Origin of the sequence: Paenibacillus sp. 1182, assembly GCF_017833915.1 — a bacterium.
Taxonomy (GTDB): domain Bacteria; phylum Bacillota; class Bacilli; order Paenibacillales; family Paenibacillaceae; genus Paenibacillus; species Paenibacillus polymyxa_D.
Genome location: NZ_JAFICR010000001.1, coordinates 603,822 through 621,401 on the forward strand (window position 1 = coordinate 603,822; position 17,580 = coordinate 621,401).

The 17,580-nt window shown below is 38.2% G+C and carries 14 protein-coding genes and 3 pseudogenes; 5 read left to right on the plus strand and 12 right to left on the minus strand.

Going from position 1 to position 17,580, the window contains the following annotated elements; genetic code table 11:
- Complete coding sequence (locus tag JOD82_RS02875) at positions 1-948, plus strand: cation diffusion facilitator family transporter (protein ID WP_025679519.1); 948 nt, start codon at positions 1-3, stop codon at positions 946-948.
- A 469-nt stretch (positions 949-1,417) separates the two neighbouring features.
- Here the strand turns inward: JOD82_RS02875 and JOD82_RS02880 are convergent, their stop codons facing one another.
- A complete protein-coding gene (locus tag JOD82_RS02880; RefSeq protein WP_029515234.1) occupies positions 1,418-2,332 on the minus strand; it encodes a LysR family transcriptional regulator in 915 nt (304 codons plus the stop codon).
- A gap of 465 nt (positions 2,333-2,797) precedes the next feature.
- Between JOD82_RS02880 and JOD82_RS28985 the strand changes: the two genes are divergently transcribed.
- The 3 genes from JOD82_RS28985 (at position 2,798) to JOD82_RS02895 (ending at position 5,518) form a co-directional block, all read left to right on the plus strand.
- Positions 2,798-2,986, plus strand: coding sequence for a cupin domain-containing protein (locus tag JOD82_RS28985; RefSeq protein ID WP_245231641.1), 189 nt, complete (start codon positions 2,798-2,800; stop codon positions 2,984-2,986).
- Positions 2,987-3,298: 312 nt separating this feature from the next.
- The gene (locus tag JOD82_RS02890) at positions 3,299-4,096 is read left to right on the plus strand and encodes a dihydrodipicolinate synthase family protein (protein WP_029515236.1); all 798 of its coding nucleotides are present in this window, start codon (positions 3,299-3,301) and stop codon (positions 4,094-4,096) included.
- Positions 4,097-4,297: 201 nt separating this feature from the next.
- The gene (locus JOD82_RS02895; RefSeq protein WP_069011892.1) at positions 4,298-5,518 is read left to right on the plus strand and encodes a CynX/NimT family MFS transporter; all 1,221 of its coding nucleotides are present in this window, start codon (positions 4,298-4,300) and stop codon (positions 5,516-5,518) included.
- A gap of 1,115 nt (positions 5,519-6,633) precedes the next feature.
- Here the strand turns inward: JOD82_RS02895 and JOD82_RS02900 are convergent.
- The 3 genes from JOD82_RS02900 to JOD82_RS02910 form a co-directional block, all read right to left on the minus strand.
- Complete coding sequence (locus JOD82_RS02900; protein WP_064964234.1) at positions 6,634-7,437, minus strand: Cof-type HAD-IIB family hydrolase; 804 nt, start codon at positions 7,435-7,437, stop codon at positions 6,634-6,636.
- Between the two features lie 26 nt (positions 7,438-7,463).
- Positions 7,464-8,309 (minus strand): DeoR/GlpR family DNA-binding transcription regulator, encoded by an 846-nt coding sequence (locus tag JOD82_RS02905; protein WP_176715734.1) that lies wholly within the window; start codon positions 8,307-8,309, stop codon positions 7,464-7,466.
- A 565-nt stretch (positions 8,310-8,874) separates the two neighbouring features.
- On the minus strand, positions 8,875-9,657 hold the full coding sequence (locus tag JOD82_RS02910; RefSeq protein ID WP_029515240.1) for an MBL fold metallo-hydrolase: 783 nt from the start codon (positions 9,655-9,657) through the stop codon (positions 8,875-8,877).
- A gap of 403 nt (positions 9,658-10,060) precedes the next feature.
- Between JOD82_RS02910 and JOD82_RS02915 the strand changes: the two genes are divergently transcribed.
- A complete protein-coding gene (locus JOD82_RS02915; protein WP_029515242.1) occupies positions 10,061-10,612 on the plus strand; it encodes a GNAT family N-acetyltransferase in 552 nt (183 codons plus the stop codon).
- A 157-nt stretch (positions 10,613-10,769) separates the two neighbouring features.
- On the opposite strand, the gene JOD82_RS02920 is transcribed toward JOD82_RS02915, so the two are convergent.
- The 8 genes and pseudogenes from JOD82_RS02920 to JOD82_RS02955 form a co-directional block, all read right to left on the minus strand.
- Positions 10,770-11,162, minus strand: a complete 393-nt coding sequence (locus JOD82_RS02920) for a tautomerase family protein (protein WP_029515243.1) — start codon at positions 11,160-11,162, stop codon at positions 10,770-10,772.
- Between the two features lie 54 nt (positions 11,163-11,216).
- Positions 11,217-12,290 carry an NAD(P)H-dependent flavin oxidoreductase gene (locus JOD82_RS02925; RefSeq protein WP_069011896.1) on the minus strand — a complete coding sequence of 358 codons (1,074 nt, stop codon included), beginning with the start codon at positions 12,288-12,290 and terminating at the stop codon, positions 11,217-11,219.
- A gap of 163 nt (positions 12,291-12,453) precedes the next feature.
- A pseudogene (gene murI, locus JOD82_RS02930) lies at positions 12,454-13,196 on the minus strand (glutamate racemase).
- A 261-nt stretch (positions 13,197-13,457) separates the two neighbouring features.
- Positions 13,458-13,727 (minus strand): YbfB/YjiJ family MFS transporter, encoded by a 270-nt coding sequence (locus JOD82_RS02935; RefSeq protein ID WP_029515245.1) that lies wholly within the window; start codon positions 13,725-13,727, stop codon positions 13,458-13,460.
- Between the two features lie 155 nt (positions 13,728-13,882).
- The gene (locus JOD82_RS02940) at positions 13,883-14,371 is read right to left on the minus strand and encodes an alpha/beta fold hydrolase (protein WP_029515246.1); all 489 of its coding nucleotides are present in this window, start codon (positions 14,369-14,371) and stop codon (positions 13,883-13,885) included.
- 317 nt (positions 14,372-14,688) lie between these two features.
- A pseudogene (locus JOD82_RS02945) lies at positions 14,689-16,851 on the minus strand (DNA topoisomerase III).
- Positions 16,852-17,229: 378 nt separating this feature from the next.
- Positions 17,230-17,457: pseudogene (locus JOD82_RS29820) on the minus strand (transposase domain-containing protein); the annotation flags it as partial.
- Positions 17,367-17,573, minus strand: a complete 207-nt coding sequence (locus JOD82_RS02955; protein ID WP_081317592.1) for a hypothetical protein — start codon at positions 17,571-17,573, stop codon at positions 17,367-17,369. The pseudogene JOD82_RS29820 and the gene JOD82_RS02955, both read right to left, overlap by 91 nt.
- Positions 17,574-17,580: the final 7 nt, after the last annotated feature.

Below are 17,580 nucleotides of genomic sequence, written 5' to 3' on the forward strand. Positions count from 1 at the left end.
ATGGCAGGACATAATCATGGACATCGACACAACAATAAAAAAGTTTTGCTGATCTCCTTCATCATCATCACTACTTACATGCTGGTCGAAGCTTTTGGTGGATTTATTACCAATAGTTTAGCTTTGTTCTCGGATGCAGGTCATATGTTATCGGATTCTCTTGCGTTGGCGATCGCTTTGTTCGCGTTTAAGTTTGGAGAGAAAGCTGTCAATAAGGAAAAAACCTTTGGTTACAGGAGATTTGAAATATTGGCTGCAATGCTAAACGGTGTTACTCTGATTGCGATTGCCTTATACATTTTTTACGAAGCGATTGAAAGGTTTATAAATCCTCCAGAAGTAGCTACAGTAGGGATGCTAGTTATCAGTATTGTTGGCCTGTTCATTAATATACTCGTTGCCTGGATTATGATGCGAGGTAGCGATACAGAGCACAACCTGAATATGAGAGGTGCTTATCTGCACGTCCTCAGCGATATGCTGGGATCTGTTGGAGCGATTATTGCCGCTCTTCTGATGATGTTCTTGGGATGGGGTTGGGCAGACCCACTTGCTAGTGTAATTGTCGCAGTACTTGTCCTTCGCAGTGGTTACTTTGTTAGTAAGTCTTCCCTGCATGTGCTTATGGAAGGAACACCCCGTAACATTGATGTAGAGGAAGTCGTACAAGCCATTTCGCAGTTCGAAGGTGTGAAAGCCGTACATGATGTGCATATTTGGTCAATTACTAGCAACTTAAACGCTCTGACTGCGCATATTGTAGTTGATGGAAATAAAACAGTGTATGAAACCGAGGCCCTACTGCATAGTATCGAGCATATGCTGGAGCATAAGAACATTCCTCACTCTACTTTGCAGATCGAGTCCGAACAGCATAGACACGATGAATCCATTATGTGCACTATAGAGTCAGGTGCGCCGGATGCACATGCACATCATAGCCATTAATAAAAGGAGGACTGTTTGACTTTTTTGGAGCGGCTGAATCCTCGACCGCTCCCCTAAGTACCAATGCACTCCTTGGAAATTTGTTCTGTAGACTTAGATCCAAGTCTGTTAACGCAAAATGGGTCATTCCTTCTTAAATGGAGCGATGGCATCTAGTATAAACCTCATTATTTTCTCAAAAGTCAAATTCATATCTGAATTGAGATAATTCAAGTCTGCCCACCATCACAATACGGTTTTTCGTACGCATCTTTACCTACGCGATTGCCCTTTGATACGATTCAATCAGTGATTCAAGGTGACCTTATTATTTTTGAAATGGTGACTTTTCCGTTCTCTTTACATATTAATAGCACCTGAAGCTATTCCCTCTGACTTTTCCAATCCAAAAAAGAACTGACCGTCGTAGCTTCTTTCTTTTATATGTCCAGTAGTATATAAATAAAGATTAATAAAATGAGTGGACTGTTTAATCAGTGCCTTTCATAAAATTCTGAGTCAAATGGAGTGAAGTCTCTTTTAGAGTATTAATAAAAATACGTGTCGCAGCACTCAGGTATTTATCTTTCCTGTAGATAATTCCTATATATCGAGCAAGATTAACATTTAAAATGGGAATAATTCTGATACGAGGATGGTTAAGGTACTCTAAGTAAGGTCGCGGTAATATAGTTACCCCTATCCTATCTATAACCATATTAATTAAAGATTGCATGGTTGTAATTTCAAAGACCGGTTCTGGAATAAACCCCACATCTTTACAAGCTTTATTTATAAGCTGTCTTATAAAATATTGTTCAGGAAGTAAGATGGAAGGTGTTGTTTGCAAGACTTCTATACCTAATTTATCCTGATTCTCTAACGGGTGTCCAACAGGCACTGCAAACGCCATTTCCTCTCTATATAAAGAAATGGTTTCTAATTCATCCCCTTTCATAGGTAAAAAAACAATGCCTATATCCAGCTTATTTTCTAACAGTTGTTTTTGAATATCCCCAGTACGTAATCCAAACACAGATATCTTAACACCAGGATATAGATGATGAAAACTACGTAATGTGGGCGGAATGAGGTAATTTTCAACGGTTAACAAGGTGCCTATAGAAATGGTTCCTCTTTGAAGGCCATTTAGTTCATCTATTGAGGTTTTTGCCTGTTCCAGTTCATGAAAAATGTTACGTGTATACTTTAAGAGTAATTCCCCTGATTCCGTAAGAGCCGTCTTTTTACCAATGCGATCAAATAAAAGTGTGCCAATTTCATGTTCTAACAAACGAATTTGTTGACTTAAAGAAGGTTGAGAAATCCCTACCTTTTCTGCTGCTCTTGTAAAATGTAGCTCTTGGCACACAGCGTAAAAATATTCAAGTTGTCTTAACTCCATTCTTAAGCCTCCTGATTTAAACGGTAATAGTTCCTACCTTTACATTTTGCAAGTTTATTAACATGAATTTCAATAGGAATACTATAAACAATCTTAGATATTACACATTATATCATAGGTTAAACCTATGGTTATTATATAAATAATTGAATTGTACTATTGATTGAACTGTCTTAGACTATTAGTTGCACAGAGATCCATTTAATCCTAAAAGTATAAATTCTTTAAACTGTGTAAAAATTTTGTGGGGGTGATAAGATGGGTAGTCAAAAAACAGAGATTATCTACTACAGTGAGTTTTTAATAAAGAGTAGTAAGCCTGCCGTTCGAGCATGTTCATGGAAATGGAAAGACATTTATCCATTACTCAATTAATCTGTATCGGAAGGCTTTCTTTAAAGTGGCCGTGGAACATTGTCACTCATTCATAATCATACAGGGGATACGCATGGAACTTCATCAACTATGAAAGTAGTCGTCCAAATTTTTAAACCTGGTGGGCTTAATAAAGCTCATCGTCATACTAATGTAGCTCTCAATCTAGTATTTCAGGGCGAGGGTTATAGTATCGTGGATGGAGAAAAGATTGAATTGAAAAAAGGCGACCTATTCTTAGCTCCTCCTTGCTCTGCTCATGAGCATTGCAACACTTAGCAAACAGAGGATGCTATTATTTACACGTTTCAAAATGTACCGGTTCTTACTTCAATGGGCACTTGGTTTTTAGAGAAACCGGTGGGTAGTACACCTCGTCACATAGTCAAACCAGATACACAAATAAAGAATAACTAGAAAAGATTAGTTAATACTTTTGGCCTGAAGAATGTAACCAAACTTTAAACAACATGAACATAGAACAATTTAGTCATTCAAATATACCTTTTAAAAATTATCTGAAAGGATTTAGTATTTGACCTTATGTACAAATTAGTTCTTGTAATGTATATACACTGGAGGATATAACTGATGAAAAATTTTAATGTTGCTATTCCAACTCCCTTTCGTGATGATGAGAGCTTATATTTAGAAGGATTCAATCCTATTGTTAAACATTTAACAGATAACGGGATAGATTCACTACTTGTGTCTGCTACGACAGGCGAACAAAATTCAATGAGCATTGAAGAGCGTATCCATATTATTGATTATTTTAATCAACAAAAATTTGAAAATGTTGAACTGATGTTTGGCGTATCAGCTACAACAACAAGAAATGCAATAAAACTGGTTAAAAAGCTTGAGGAATCTGTTTTTGATTCTATTCTAATTCAGTTTCCACCTTACATTCAGCCGACACAACAACAAGCTATTTCTTATATCAATGAGCTGCTACAACATACCACCAAAAACGTTGTCCTTTATAATAATCCTTTCCGAACAGGATTTGAGCTAAGTGCTGAATCATTAAAGACTGTTATTAACCAGAAGTACTCTAACCTTGTAGGACTTAAAGAAGAGAGTGATGCCAAACGTCACCATAATACTGACTTACCAGATGATTTCATCATGTTCGCTGGTGGAGATGTAAATCTTATAGAAAAGATAATGAATGGATGTAATGGACTTTCTAGTATGGTAGGAAATGTTTACCCACAAGAAATCAAACAAATTTTTAATGACTTATTAATGAATAAACCAGTAGACCTTTGGAAGATAAAACAATTAATTAATAAAGTTACAAGTGGTCAAGCCATCATAAACATAAAAAATCACTATAATTCTTTAGGTATAAAAGTAGGGGCTTGTCGTTCTCCTATTAACTAACGGGAGAAGTCCAAAAATTCGCTTAATTTAATTAAAATGTTTAAAAGTAACCGTCAAGTAGAAAACAACATTTTATTATGTTCTCTGCTTTACGGTTACTATTGTGGAACAATATGGAAGTGTGGCAATTCAAACAATAAATGAATTGATTACCTAATTTAGAAAAGCTTTAGTATTAAATACGGAGGATCTATAGCGATCATGGGTATTTCACAAAAAACCAATCAACTAGGACAACCGAAACCGGATCTAAAGCCTAGAATAGGATTACTTATTATAGGTATCATCCTAATGGGAGCCAATCTCAGAGCCCCACTAACATCAGTGGGTCCACTAATAAATTCTATACGTGACAGTTTAGGCATATCTAATATACTAGCAGGGACAATAACTACAGTACCTTTACTTACTTTTGCATTCTTATCCCCTTTTGCCCCTAAGTTAGCTCAACGTTTTAGTACGGAGTTTATCCTATTTATTTCTTTAATCTTATTAACCATTGGATTTGGAATACGTTCTTTTGGTGGTGTAATAACCTTATTTATAGGAACAATCTTAATTGGTTCATGTATTGCCATTGGTAATGTATTACTCCCCAGTCTCATTAAACATAACTTTGCACAAAATGTAGGAATGATAACAGGGATTTATATAGTCTCTATGAATTTATGTGGAGCTATTGGATCCGGTATAAGTATCTCCATCTCCTCATTATCAGGGTTAGGATGGTCAGGAGGTCTCGGATGCTGGGGAATCTTATCTCTTCTTACACTTTTCTTTTGGTTACCACTAATACAAAATCAACATAAATCTATTAGATTTGTACAAACTAAAAAGAAAGTTAAATCTATAAACTTATGGCATTCTAAACTAGCATGGAATGTCACGTTATTTATGGGTTTTCAATCCTTAATCTTTTATACCATGATAACGTGGCTTCCTGAAATTCTTGAACAAAAAGGGCTGAACACTCATGAAGCTGGCTGGATGTTGTCTTTAATGCAATTTGCTATGCTTCCTACTACGTTTATTGTCTCTATTTTAGCTGGACGTTTAAAGAAGCAGCATCCATTAGTACTGGTTTCAGTCGTCTTGCTTATTGGAGGGGTATTCGGTATCTTACACGGAAGCACGATCCTTATTCCAATATGGATAATTATGGTTGGAATTGGAGTGGGATTTGCCTTTAGTTTAGCTATGATGTTTTTTAGTTTACGCACTCAAGATACGAATGAGGCAGCAGAATTATCCGGTATGGCTCAATCATTAGGTTATCTTTTGTCTGCTATCGGCCCTGTCTTATTTGGATGGTTGCATGATGTAACACATAATTGGAATACTTCCTTACTGATGTTAGTTTTAACTTCTGTTATTATCTTTATCACGGGTATAGGCGCAGGAAAAAATGAATATGTAGCATAGGGTACCAGTCAGTAAACAAGAATACTTGGTTTTTAACCCAGTCTCAAAAACATTTGTTTTTGGGACTTTTTTGTAATTGGTATTAATATATAAAGGGGAATGGATAGTTGAAAACAAGAGAACTTCTTACCGACTGTCGCTATTTTATTGAACTAATGTTTCCCGTGAGTTGGACAAGATTATTAGAACTGAATGCTAATCCGTTGAATTTATGAATCCCAGTTCCAAATTTGGCGAGATCATTTCTTTATTTCCTGGGATCTTTCGAATTGATCCACTTAATCATTAAGCTCCCTGGAAATGATTTAGTTTCCTCACTCAAGCTCATGGAAGCGCTGCATGCTATTGTGCCGAACGGTACGACATATTTCTTGCAAATTACAATTAATATCTATTTTACATTACTTTCTCATAACCTCTTATCTACGAATTTCGCAAATATCTTTCAAATGTAAAGTATTTGTGAAAAAATTGACTATCCTGCCCTTTAGTTTAATAAAAGGGCCTCTGTCGCCGTCGATGAAATCCTATCGGGAATGTAACAATGTTCTTGTCACCCGACAAATGATAAATTGTCAATTAGCTGGAGAAGATTATTTAAAAACACACCTAAAACAAAATGCAACTCACCTCCATCTAGAAGTAAATGAACTTTGCCAAATTATTTTCTGATCTTACTGATGAAAAATGGATATTTAGGGACCTTTTCGTATGATTTCCTATGTGAATGTGATATTTAGTATACTTATATATTCATTAAACTTGATTTTTGATGCGCATAATAAGAACGTGCATCACTAATCCCTTCTGCTCTTCTGCATTACAGGTAAATAAGCTCTTCACTACAAATCCAGACGACCAAACTCCCAACCTAACTTTCCTCATCTCTTTTGTAATCTGTCGTGCTGATTGAGCACAACAAAAAAGAGATCAACGGTCGGAACACGTTGATCTCTTTTTGTCGTCTCACTCTGCTTTTCTTTTTCTTCCGTTCTCGTCACTCGCAGACCGACAAGATACAAACTCAGTATCCTCAGGGTTATGTGTCCCCCTCTGTTCTATTTCTAATGCCTACAGTTTTTTGGTGTTTGGATATACAATGTCACTGGATCATTTCAAACGGACAAAATGTATTTCTCCAAGCCTATTTTCAAACCGTCTTCATCATTACTCGATGTGACCCAGTCGGCAATTTTCTTAACTTCCTCTGGCGCATTCCCCATTGCAATTCCTAGGCCTGCGTACAAAATCATATCCATGTCATTATAGTTGTCTCCAATGGCCATCGATTCACGATAAGTAATATTAAATATCCCCTCGAGTTCCTGAATGGCATACGATTTGGACACCATCTCATCCATAATTTCCAGATAGGTTCCCTTGGATTTATAGACACTGATACCAGTAACTTCATTTTTGATTTGTTGTACAAGCCGCTCAACGTCTTCGGGAGGTCCCATGCATAAAATTTTGTGAGTTTCATGATCTTCTTCTATATATGAGGAAAGCACCCTCTGTATGGGAGAGCCATTAATAATTCCCGCTTCCTGAATTACCCAAGGATTTTGAGTGTTATCAACGATCCACTGGTCATAGCCATATAAGTTAAAACTAATAGAAGGATAATGATCCGATACAATATCGTATATTTGTTTAATGCTCTTTTTCGATAAACAGATGCTATGGAGGATTTCCCTATTACAGCCCAATATTAGACCACCGCTATAACAAATGACGGGAGCGTTAATATTGAGCTCTTGCTGAAGAGGAAAAATGCTGCTTGGCATTCTCGCTGAAACGAGTACAAAAGGGATATTTCCTCCCACAACCTTTTGGATTGTATTTTTGGTGTCGAATGTAATTTGATGTTTTGAATTTAACAACGTCCCGTCAATATCGCTAAAGATTGCTTGTATCATGGCCCATGCTCCCTTGCGATTTTTTATCACTTTTCTTCCTCAAGCACCTTGATAACTTCTACTCCGCTATCCTGCAACATCAGCAATGAATGCTTCGGGGCATCCTGATTTGTAATTAGAATATCAATTTCGGAAAAATTCAGACCTTTAAACGGGCTTGTTAAATTAAATTTTTTGAAATCGGCAAGTAAAAATACTTCTCTGGCACGCCTCGATACCAGCTTTTTAACTAAAGCATCATCACGGTTCGCAAAATACACTCCGTCTTCCATAATGGCGGCAGCTCCTAAAAAAGCTTTGTCAAAAAAAACATCGTTCAACTGCATAGCCGTGTCGTAGTCATAAAAAAAACGGTTTTCATGATTAAATTTGCCCCCGAGCAAATTTATGTTAATTTCACTTTTTGCTGATAAAGCTTCTGCATTATCCAACGAGTGTGTGTAAACCGTCAGATTCTTGTCCAATTGCCCACAGAGCAGTTGAATGGTAGTCGATACATCCATGAAGCATACATCTCCGTCAGCGATATGCTCAGAAGCTGCTTTTGCAATAAGCATCTTTTGCTTTGTTGCTGAGGTTACACGTTCCTTGTAGGCTCTTATTTCTTCTTTTAATAAGGGTAAGGCAATACCTCCATGGGTTCTGATAACCCCCCCTTCATGAACAAGCTTAATAATATCCCTTCTTGCCGTATCTCTCGAGATGTTCAATAAATCGCAAATTTCCGAATTTGATAATTGGTTACGGCTTTGGAGATACTCCATAATTTTTAAAAGTCGTTCCTCTTGGTAAATATAACCCCTCCCCCTTTCCCTATATTCATCATAAGCGATTAGACGCTTTTTGTTAAGTGTTTTTAAGTGTTTTTTCAAAAATTAAGCAAACCGCTTATATTGAGTATTTCACATGATAAGTCCCCGATCCGCATGCACATCGCATTAAGAGTCCAGGGACTTTATTCATTTTGCCTATTTATTGATAAATTCAATCTTTTGACATCTGCAGTGTCGGTTTTTACTTTTCGTAGTTGCGTGTTTCTCGCACGTTTAGTTTGAAGTGGATTGATTATAAAATGCTTGCACTCCTCGCGTATTAAAATAGGAAACTAATCCACATCTAATCCTACAACCGGCTCCATAACACACTCCCTAATATTAAAGTTGCGGCCACTCCCACGATGGTTCCCCCATAGCTTCGCTTGTGATACGAGATCCCTGTCTCAACCAGCTCAAACATGGTCATTGAGGGCAGTGAGAGAACTGTTTTCACGACGGGGCCCGCCCCAATAAAGTCAACGTTCTCTCGGCTACCGCCATCATATGATGCCTAAGAAAAAAGGCCAACCAGAAATCTCTGATTGACCTAATAACACGAAATAAAGTCCTAGACTGTCGCTATTTTATTGAGCTAACGTTTCCCGTTAGTTTGACAAGATTATTAGAACTGAACACTAAATCCGTTGAATTTATGAATCCCAGTTCCAAATTTGACGAGATCATGTTCCCTCAGAAATTTAACTGCAATTTTTACTTCATCTAAAATTATTGGATTAAGTCCTAATGTATTGTGAGAACCGTATACCATTTTGACGTTGGGTATTCTTGCAATCTTTTCTAATGAATTCACTAAATCAACAGGGTTCGTTGAAGGATAAAAGGCATATATTGGCACTTCATCATAGAGCAGATCGCCAGTAAATAAATACCCTTTTGTTTCATCGAAAACTGAAATATGGCCAGGAGAATGTCCTGGAGTGTGATATATAATTAATCTTCTGTCCCCTAGATCGAATATATCACCATCCTTCAACAAACCTGTCGGCTTTCCTTTAAAGGGTTGGTATGTATCCGGATTAAACCTTTCTGGAGTAGGCAAGGTTATATCTCTTCTAATATTCTTCCTGATTTGCTCTATTGTTAAGCCTTGAATCCCGTTAATTAGCCAGTCTTCATCTCCTTTATGGACAAAGATCCGTTCAAATTCGCCATGGTTACCTATGTGGTCAGTGTGGACATGTGTCGTAATAACTTTTAGAGGTAAAGATGTCAACTGCTCTGTTATTCTTTTGATACTATCAATCCCAAGCCCTGTATCAATTAATACCCCTTCTTGATCTCCCAATAATAAAAATGAATGTACTTTCTCCCAATGTCCGTATTCACTAATTGCGCATGTATTATCATCAATCCGTTGCACTGTAAACCAACGATCTCTAATCATAGAAGCCTCCAAATTAGATTCTTTACGTCTTCTAAATTATACACTTAGCATTGAAATTTTGCCCGTTAGCTTAATGAAGCATCGTCAGTCTAAAACTTTATTTTCTTTTACCCGCCGCGATCTAATAACTAACTCCATTTGCTTATTCGTCAGGGGCTACACTAATCTGCAGTGGGTCGATCTGAAAATCCTCTCCCTCCTGGGAAAATTGTTAAAAAACTTTTCCAATGTTCCCTTGTAAGACAGGTAGGATAATAGAAATTCCAGTCGCTCTCCCCCTGTTAACGCTCTCCTGATCATAGTGTAGCCTTCCTCTCGCAAAAACCTACAACTTAAAATGGTTGCAATATGTCGAATGCTGAAGTAAAGTTTTTTTAAGCTCATTTCATATAGGAGGATAACAATGATTTATAGAAACGCTACTGTTGATGATATATCTGCTATAGTGGAATTACAAAAAAAATATCACATTACAACCATTAGTGAAAAAGACAAACCTGATGGCTTCGTAACAACCTTATTTACAGAAGAACAATTTAAGGAATTAATTGAAAAAGAAAATGGAATTACAATTGCATGTCATGACCAGAAGATTGTTGCTTATGTGATGGCTGCCTCATGGAAGTATTGGGCTAAGTGGCCTTTTTTTCAATTTATGATTGACGATTTGAAAGATACAGAATATAAGGGAACTACGCTTTCTACTGAAAACACTTATCAGTATGGGCCAATTTGCATTGATATGGATTACAGGGGGACGGTAGTACTCCGAAAGGTTTTTGATTTTTCCAGAATGCAAATGAGTAAAAAATATCCGATATTGATAACTTTTATAAACCACATCAATCACAGATCATACGCTGCCCACACCAAAAAGCTTGGTCTTGACGTGATTAAAAGCTTTGATTACAACAATAATACTTACTATGAATTGGGTTGTTACACATCAGAATGATTGGATGTAATTGTAATTTTGGACCATCCATAAGCCTATTTTACCATCTCAATACCAAACCTCATGGAAATCGCCCTTCAACTAGCCTACCAGGCCAGTTGAAGGGCGATTAGAATTAGAGATATTACCGATTAAGATCGAAACGACTAGCATTGAATCAGCTTAACTTACCGGTCAAAAATTGTGCCTCCCCCAGTCCAAAACTCCAATCATCATCATTATTTTCAACAATAGATACCATTAAATCGGTTGGTGCGATGCCGCATTCAGCTTCTAACCTTTCAGCCAGCAAGGAATAGAGCTTTTGTTTCTTCTCTTTTGGCCGGGCTTTGCTTATTATGGAGAGAATAACTAGACTATCGGTACGGTTAAATCCTAGCCCAGTATCCTCAATAATCATATGGTCCGCCGGGTGTTCGTGAATGATTTGGTAACGATCTCGCTCAGGAACGTCAAAAGCTTCCACAACAACTTGGTGAGCAACATCCAAAAGTTTTTTCAGGCTTGCTTTATCTCGTCCTTTAATAAGATCAAAACGAAGTAATGGCATTTTAACTTCCTCCCTTTAATGAAAATTATTTTTCCCTATTTATTATCACCCATTCTAAATAAAAGAAAATTTCCGGACAAGAACACTGGCTTGATCAATGGTTTGTTTTACAATTGAAGCGGCAGGTTGGTCGCCTGCTAACCGAAGACCTTGGCCCGCCCAAAGTGACATATACTCGGGGTCGTTCGCTTTTGCAGCTGCCTGACGAATGTCCCGGGTCATCGCGTTTTGAATGGGGTAAGTCGGGATTGTTCCGGGGTACTGATGCATGTCAATCATAAATTTTGTTTGAATGCCTCTTGAAGCTCTTCCAGAGTAAGCACGTGTAATTTCAGTGGAGTCCTCATTTGACGAGAGGATTTTCTGGTTGTACGTTTCATGGGCGCCGCTCTCGGGGCAGGCTAGAAACGCAGTGCCCATCTGTACTGCGGCGGCTCCTAATGTAAGGCTTGCTACAAGTCCACGCCCATCCATGATTCCTCCTGCTGCGATGACCGGGATCGACACATGGTCAACGATCTGCGGAACAATAGCCATAGTGCCTATCAAAGCATGGGAAGGGTCTTTCATGAAGGTCCCCCTATGCCCGCCTGCTTCGCTCCCTTGAGCCACAATTGCATCTGCGCCAGCTGCTTCCAATTGCTTGGCTTCATCAACAGTTGTTGCAGTTCCAATGATGAATATTCCATGCTGTTTCATGGTTTGGATCACGTCTTGGGATGGTACGCCAAAAGTGAAACTAAATACAGGTACACGCTCCTCCAACACTACCTGTAGCTGCTCCTCAAATGATTCTGAAAACTTCATAAGAGATGGATTTTGAGCCGTGCCAAGTTTGATGCGGTATTTATTCAGATAATCTGTCATCCGGTAAATTGCTTCTTCCGAATCTTCTGATTGCTCAGGCACAAACAAGTTTACTCCAAAAGGCTGGTCCGTTCGTTGCTTGATCTTTTGGATCTCGCTACGGAGCTGCTCCGGTGTTAAGTATCCGCCCCCTAGGTTGCCTAGCCCACCGGCATTTGAAACAGCCTCTACTAATTCGGGCGTCGAAACGCCACCAGCCATCGGCGCTTGAAAAATCGGGTATCGAATTTTAAGAGCACGCGTCAAATCAGTCTCAAACACCTTTAAAAACCTCCTTTTATTGAAAATTAGATGAACTCGTGCCTTCAAAAAAGAACAGACCCTAACCTCATGCCGAATATATTGGGAAGGTCATACTGGCAGCATGACACCAACGACTTGCAGGATCAGCGCAATAATCAATGATAATAAAATCTCAGACTTTTCAATTATATTCGTTAATAGCATCCAATCTTTTGAACAGTTTATTAAACTCTTTTAATTTAGCCTTATCCTCGACTTTGATCCCTGAACAATAGAAAGAAATATTACCGTTGCCTTCATCTAAAGAATTCATTTCTTCCAGTGCTTTTTTTAGATTTTTTGCAGTACCATTATTTCCATCAATTATATTAACATCCGATGAAAATAATTTTCTAAATATATCTTTATAGTAAGAAAAGTGAGTACATCCTAAAACAATAGTTTCATACTTACTTAAATCATATATTGATAATTGTTCTTGAAGATAAGGCAGCACTATTTGCTCGTTAAACTCAAAACTTTCTGCAAACTGAACTAATTTCGGAAGAGGTAATAAATCAACAACATGTTCGTTATCTAATTTAGTAATAAGATTTTGAAGTCTTTCTTCCCTTAGAGTCAAAGCAGTAGCAGTTACTAAAACTCGTTTATCTATATTTTTTTTGTTTTAACAGCTGGTTTTACGGCAGGCTCCATACCAATGATTTGAATACTGTATTTTGCCCTTATTTCTTCGATTGCTGCGCTTGTGGCAGTATTACAAGCAATCACTATCGCTTTTACTTTTTGCTGGCTAATAATTTCTATAGCATCTAAAACATACTTTTTAACTTCATCTTTCGTTTTGTGCCCATATGGAACATTTATTGTATCTGCGTAATACATATAATCTTCATTAGGTAAAACTTTTAATGTATCATACAATACAGTAATGCCTCCAATACCAGAATCAAAAAACCTATTTGCATTTCTATTCCTCCAATAAAGGAATCAATTTATATATCTAACGGTTAATTCAAAATTAATTCACCAATTCCATTTGTATCTGGTTCCAATGTAAATTACCCAGGATCTAACTAAGCTCTTGATTAGGATGAATACGAGCATGGTTTAAATTTCCTATCGCTCCTTTTTGACTTGAAATGACTGCACCGGATAGCAATATTATAGCAGCAACAACAAGCACTAAAGTGGCAAGAAGTAGTGATAGGCTCTTCGGGATCCCCAGGTTATGAAACCTGCACCAAAGGCAGCGATAAGGTAACCCAAGTTATTACTCCCTGCCAAATATCCGGATTCCGTAGCGGATAGATGAGCTTGTGATTGCATCAATGGAAGTATGGAAGTATATGAAAAACGTCCGATTCCCATTGCAATAATGAGCATAACTAAACCACCGATCATGGTCTTTGTGGAATTAAACAATTTCGCATTTTTAGCTCCTGAATTCTCCATGAGACTGACCTGTCACCCTTCTAAATTCAATTTACCTCTCAATACATCAATTAATATGAACATAAATCCTAGTTAACATTAAAAAAATCAATTCCTATAACAAGAAATGACGGTAGAAACCATCCGGGATTTACCAACTTTTGAATCTTCAAATTCTATTGTTTTCCTAAAAAATCCAACATTAGTTCTCCATTTTCATATGCATGTGTTTCCAATGCAAAGTGCCCAGTATCTAATAAATGAATCTCGGCTTTAGGTAAATCTTTCTTAAAAGCCTCAGCACCAGCCGGAATAAAGGAAACATCATTTTCACCCCAGACTGCTAGCAAGGGCGGCTGATATTCACGGAGATACTGTTGAAACTCCGGGTACATTTTTACATTATTTTGGTAATCAAAAATTAAATCCAATTGTTTCTCATCATTTCCCGGCCGGGACATATAAGCAATATCTAGAGTATAGCCATCTGGGGAAACTTGACTTTCCTTTGTTCCATCAACATATTGGCCCTTGATTGTGTTAGGCGCAAATGCTGTCCTATAACTTTCCCTTTTTTCTTTAATGGAAAGTTCGCATATGCATGTTGTGAAAAAACCTTTTATATGTCCTACTCCGTTTAATCCAACGACATCTAATAACTTCATAACTTCACTCCTCGCATAGGGATTTTTTCGTCTTTTAGAGAGCTGGATTAAACCAGTTAAAGGATACATAGAATCAAATGCATATTTATACATTTTGAGTTGTAGTACTTGAGTCATAATGACGCACGCTTTTCAATAAAAAAAGAGCAACTTAAAAGAAATCATACGGGACTCGATTGAATCCTGTAATGAAATCTTACAAGTGCTCTTTTGCCGCCTGGCTAGAGCTCGATGCAACTCTTGTCACATCTCGCATAATGATTCATAGTCATACGTTTAATTTAATTATTTTACCTAGTCTTGTCAAGATAATATCCTTACTTCGGTTTAAATTCAAAACCGACCCTACCTTCTTCCTTTTTCCAGACAAGTGCGGCCTCGAAAGTTTTGTCACCTTTTTTGAATCCCTTAATAAGGTTTGTCCTCCCTTTCCCCAAAAACCTCTTGATCTGCGTTTCTGTTATGGTTTTACCCAATACTTTTTTAGAAAATGAAAAATCGCATCGCGGCCTTGCCGAGCAACTATAAGCCGCCCCTTTATCTATAACATCCTCTTTGCATTTCGGACACGGACCAAGACCTAAACCTCCAGAAACCTTATCCGCTTTTTCAGTCTGCTCTTTACTCTCCATACTTTTTGCTGTAAAAGTCCAAGTCATCGAGTTTCGAATTGCATCATCGACAATTTTTTGCGACAATCTTTTAGCCTGCTCCATAAACGATTGCGGGGACGCATTGCCTTGTCCGACATCATGAAGTCGTTGTTCCCACTTGGCTGTCATTTCTGCGGATGCTAATATGCTGTCGCCTAAAGCATCGATCAATATAATCCCCTTGCTTGTAGCATAAACCATGTTTTTCTTTACCTCAATATACTTGCGGTCTTTAAGAACTGAGATGATACCGGCACGCGTGGCCTCCGTGCCCAATCCTTCTGTTTTTTCAAGAATTTTCTCTAACTCTGCGTCTTCAAGATGCTTTCCAGCCGTCTTCATTAAAGTAATCAATTGCCCTTCGGTGTATCGCTTTGGAGCCTGAGTTTTTCCTTCTTTTACAAGTAATTCTTCAACTGTTCCTGAGTCGCCTTGCTCCAATGGAGGTAATACATCTGGTTCGGATTCTTCCTGAGAATCAGAATCATACAGAACTTTTCGCCAACCTTCCTGCACAATAAGTCTTCCTTTGGTGAGAAATGTTTCTTGATCACCTACGACTGTAATTAAGCGCGAATAATCAATAATAGCCTTATCATAATGCGCAGCTATCAGCCTCTTGACAATCAGCTCGTATAAATTACGCTCTTCTGGTTTCAATCGTCCGATTTGGGGGATCACTTCTGTTGGAATGATCGCATAGTGATCACTTACTTTTGCCGCATTGACAAATCTCTTATTATTGGCAATAGATTGTATGGGCAAAGGAAAGAAATCCTTGAATGATTCTTGACGACTTAACTTTGAAAGAATCTCAGGAAATTGCCTGGCTTCTTCAGGTGTTACATAAGCCGAATCCGATCTCGGATAGGAAATGTATCCTTCCAGTTAAAGCTGCTGCAGCGCATTTAAACAATTTTGAGGCGAATATTTATAAATTTGATTGGCAACTGCTTGCAATGAAGATAAGTTAAAGAGCTGTGGCGGTTGAAATTCTTTTCGCTCTCTCTCAATTTCATTGACTGATGCCAGCTTATTTTCACAGTTTCTTTTGACGGACTCCGCTTCATCCCGACTTGCAAACCGTGTTTGCTCCTCCCGAAACCATGTGCCTTCATAGACAGTATCATTTATTAGGAATTTGGCTTTTAATTCCCAGAACGGTTCCGGTTTGAAATTCTGAATTTCTTTCTCGCGTGCTACGATTAGCGCCAATGTCGGACTTTGTACACGCCCAGTTGAGAATACTTCTCTAATTCCTCTACGCTGGAACAGAAGTGAATATACCCGTGAACCATTCATTCCTACGAGCCAATCAGCGCAAGAACGGCTAACGGCTTCATAATATAAGGACCGGGTATCCTCTTCACCTTTCAAATTCATAAAACCTTGTTCGACGGCTTTGGGTGTTAACGATGATATCCATAGCCGTTTCATAGGTTTGTTCACTCCAACAAGCTGAACCGCTATGCGGACTATGTACTCTCCTTCCCTCCCGGTATCCCCGGCATGGACGATTTCTTTGATATCTGGACGCATTAAAAGGGATTTAATCACTTGAAATTGCTTGGCTTTAGAAGGAGAAACGCGATGTCTAAATTTTTCGGGTAATATCGGCAAAGTGTCTAGACTCCACTTCTTAAGACTAGGATCGTATTCCTCTGGAGGCACCAATTCGCAAACATGACCAACAGCCCAAGTCACTAGGGCTCCTTTTGGAAATGTATTGTTCGGTGAGATTTCAATATACCCTTGTTGTTTTTTATGTTTAAAAGGTGAAGCCAACTTCGCCCCTTGATCCGGTTTTTCCGCAATAATAAGTTTCAATATGTCACGGACCTTTCTGAGAGAACTATAAATTGATTATATCAGCAAATCGGTTCAATTTCATGACTTAGAATTATATACAGCAAAATGATAATAAGTGGTATGAAATAGTTGCTGGGCTTCACTCCCTCTTTTTTTATATCCATTCTTAGGTAAATTCAATTTTCTTTTCAGACATCACATTGAATCTTGATAATTAGGGCTTTCTTAGCGGATCATGTTTTACGATGTTACGAGCAAATGAACGGCGAGCCTTGACAAAAACCATTGCAAAAGAGGCAAAAAGAGACCCCGAAGTCTCTTTTCAGGTTCATCACCAGCAGTTGTGTAAGCGCAAAATAGCCCCCACCTTGTTCCCAAGATGAGGGCCTGTTAGTCTTAGTTTGATTGAAATAGGCGGCACGTCAGTGGGAGCGAAGGCGACCATGGCAACAATTCGTCTAGCTCAACCGGATCTTTCGGATTCGCAAGCTGCGGAAGTTGTTCGAGCAGGTCCGTCAAATACTTGAAAGGATTTAGCCCGTTTTTCTTCGCTGTTTCAATGACACTGTAGATCGTTGCACTGGCTTTTGCTCCGTGTGGCGCATTGAAAAAAAACCATTTTTTTCAATGATAACGAGCGAATACCAGCCGCTTCCGTCCGGTGAAGAATAGACGGTCGAGTACGCAAACCACATCGCCCCGGCATCGTGTCCGCTGTCGATATGCAATTTCACCTTCAATTTGTCA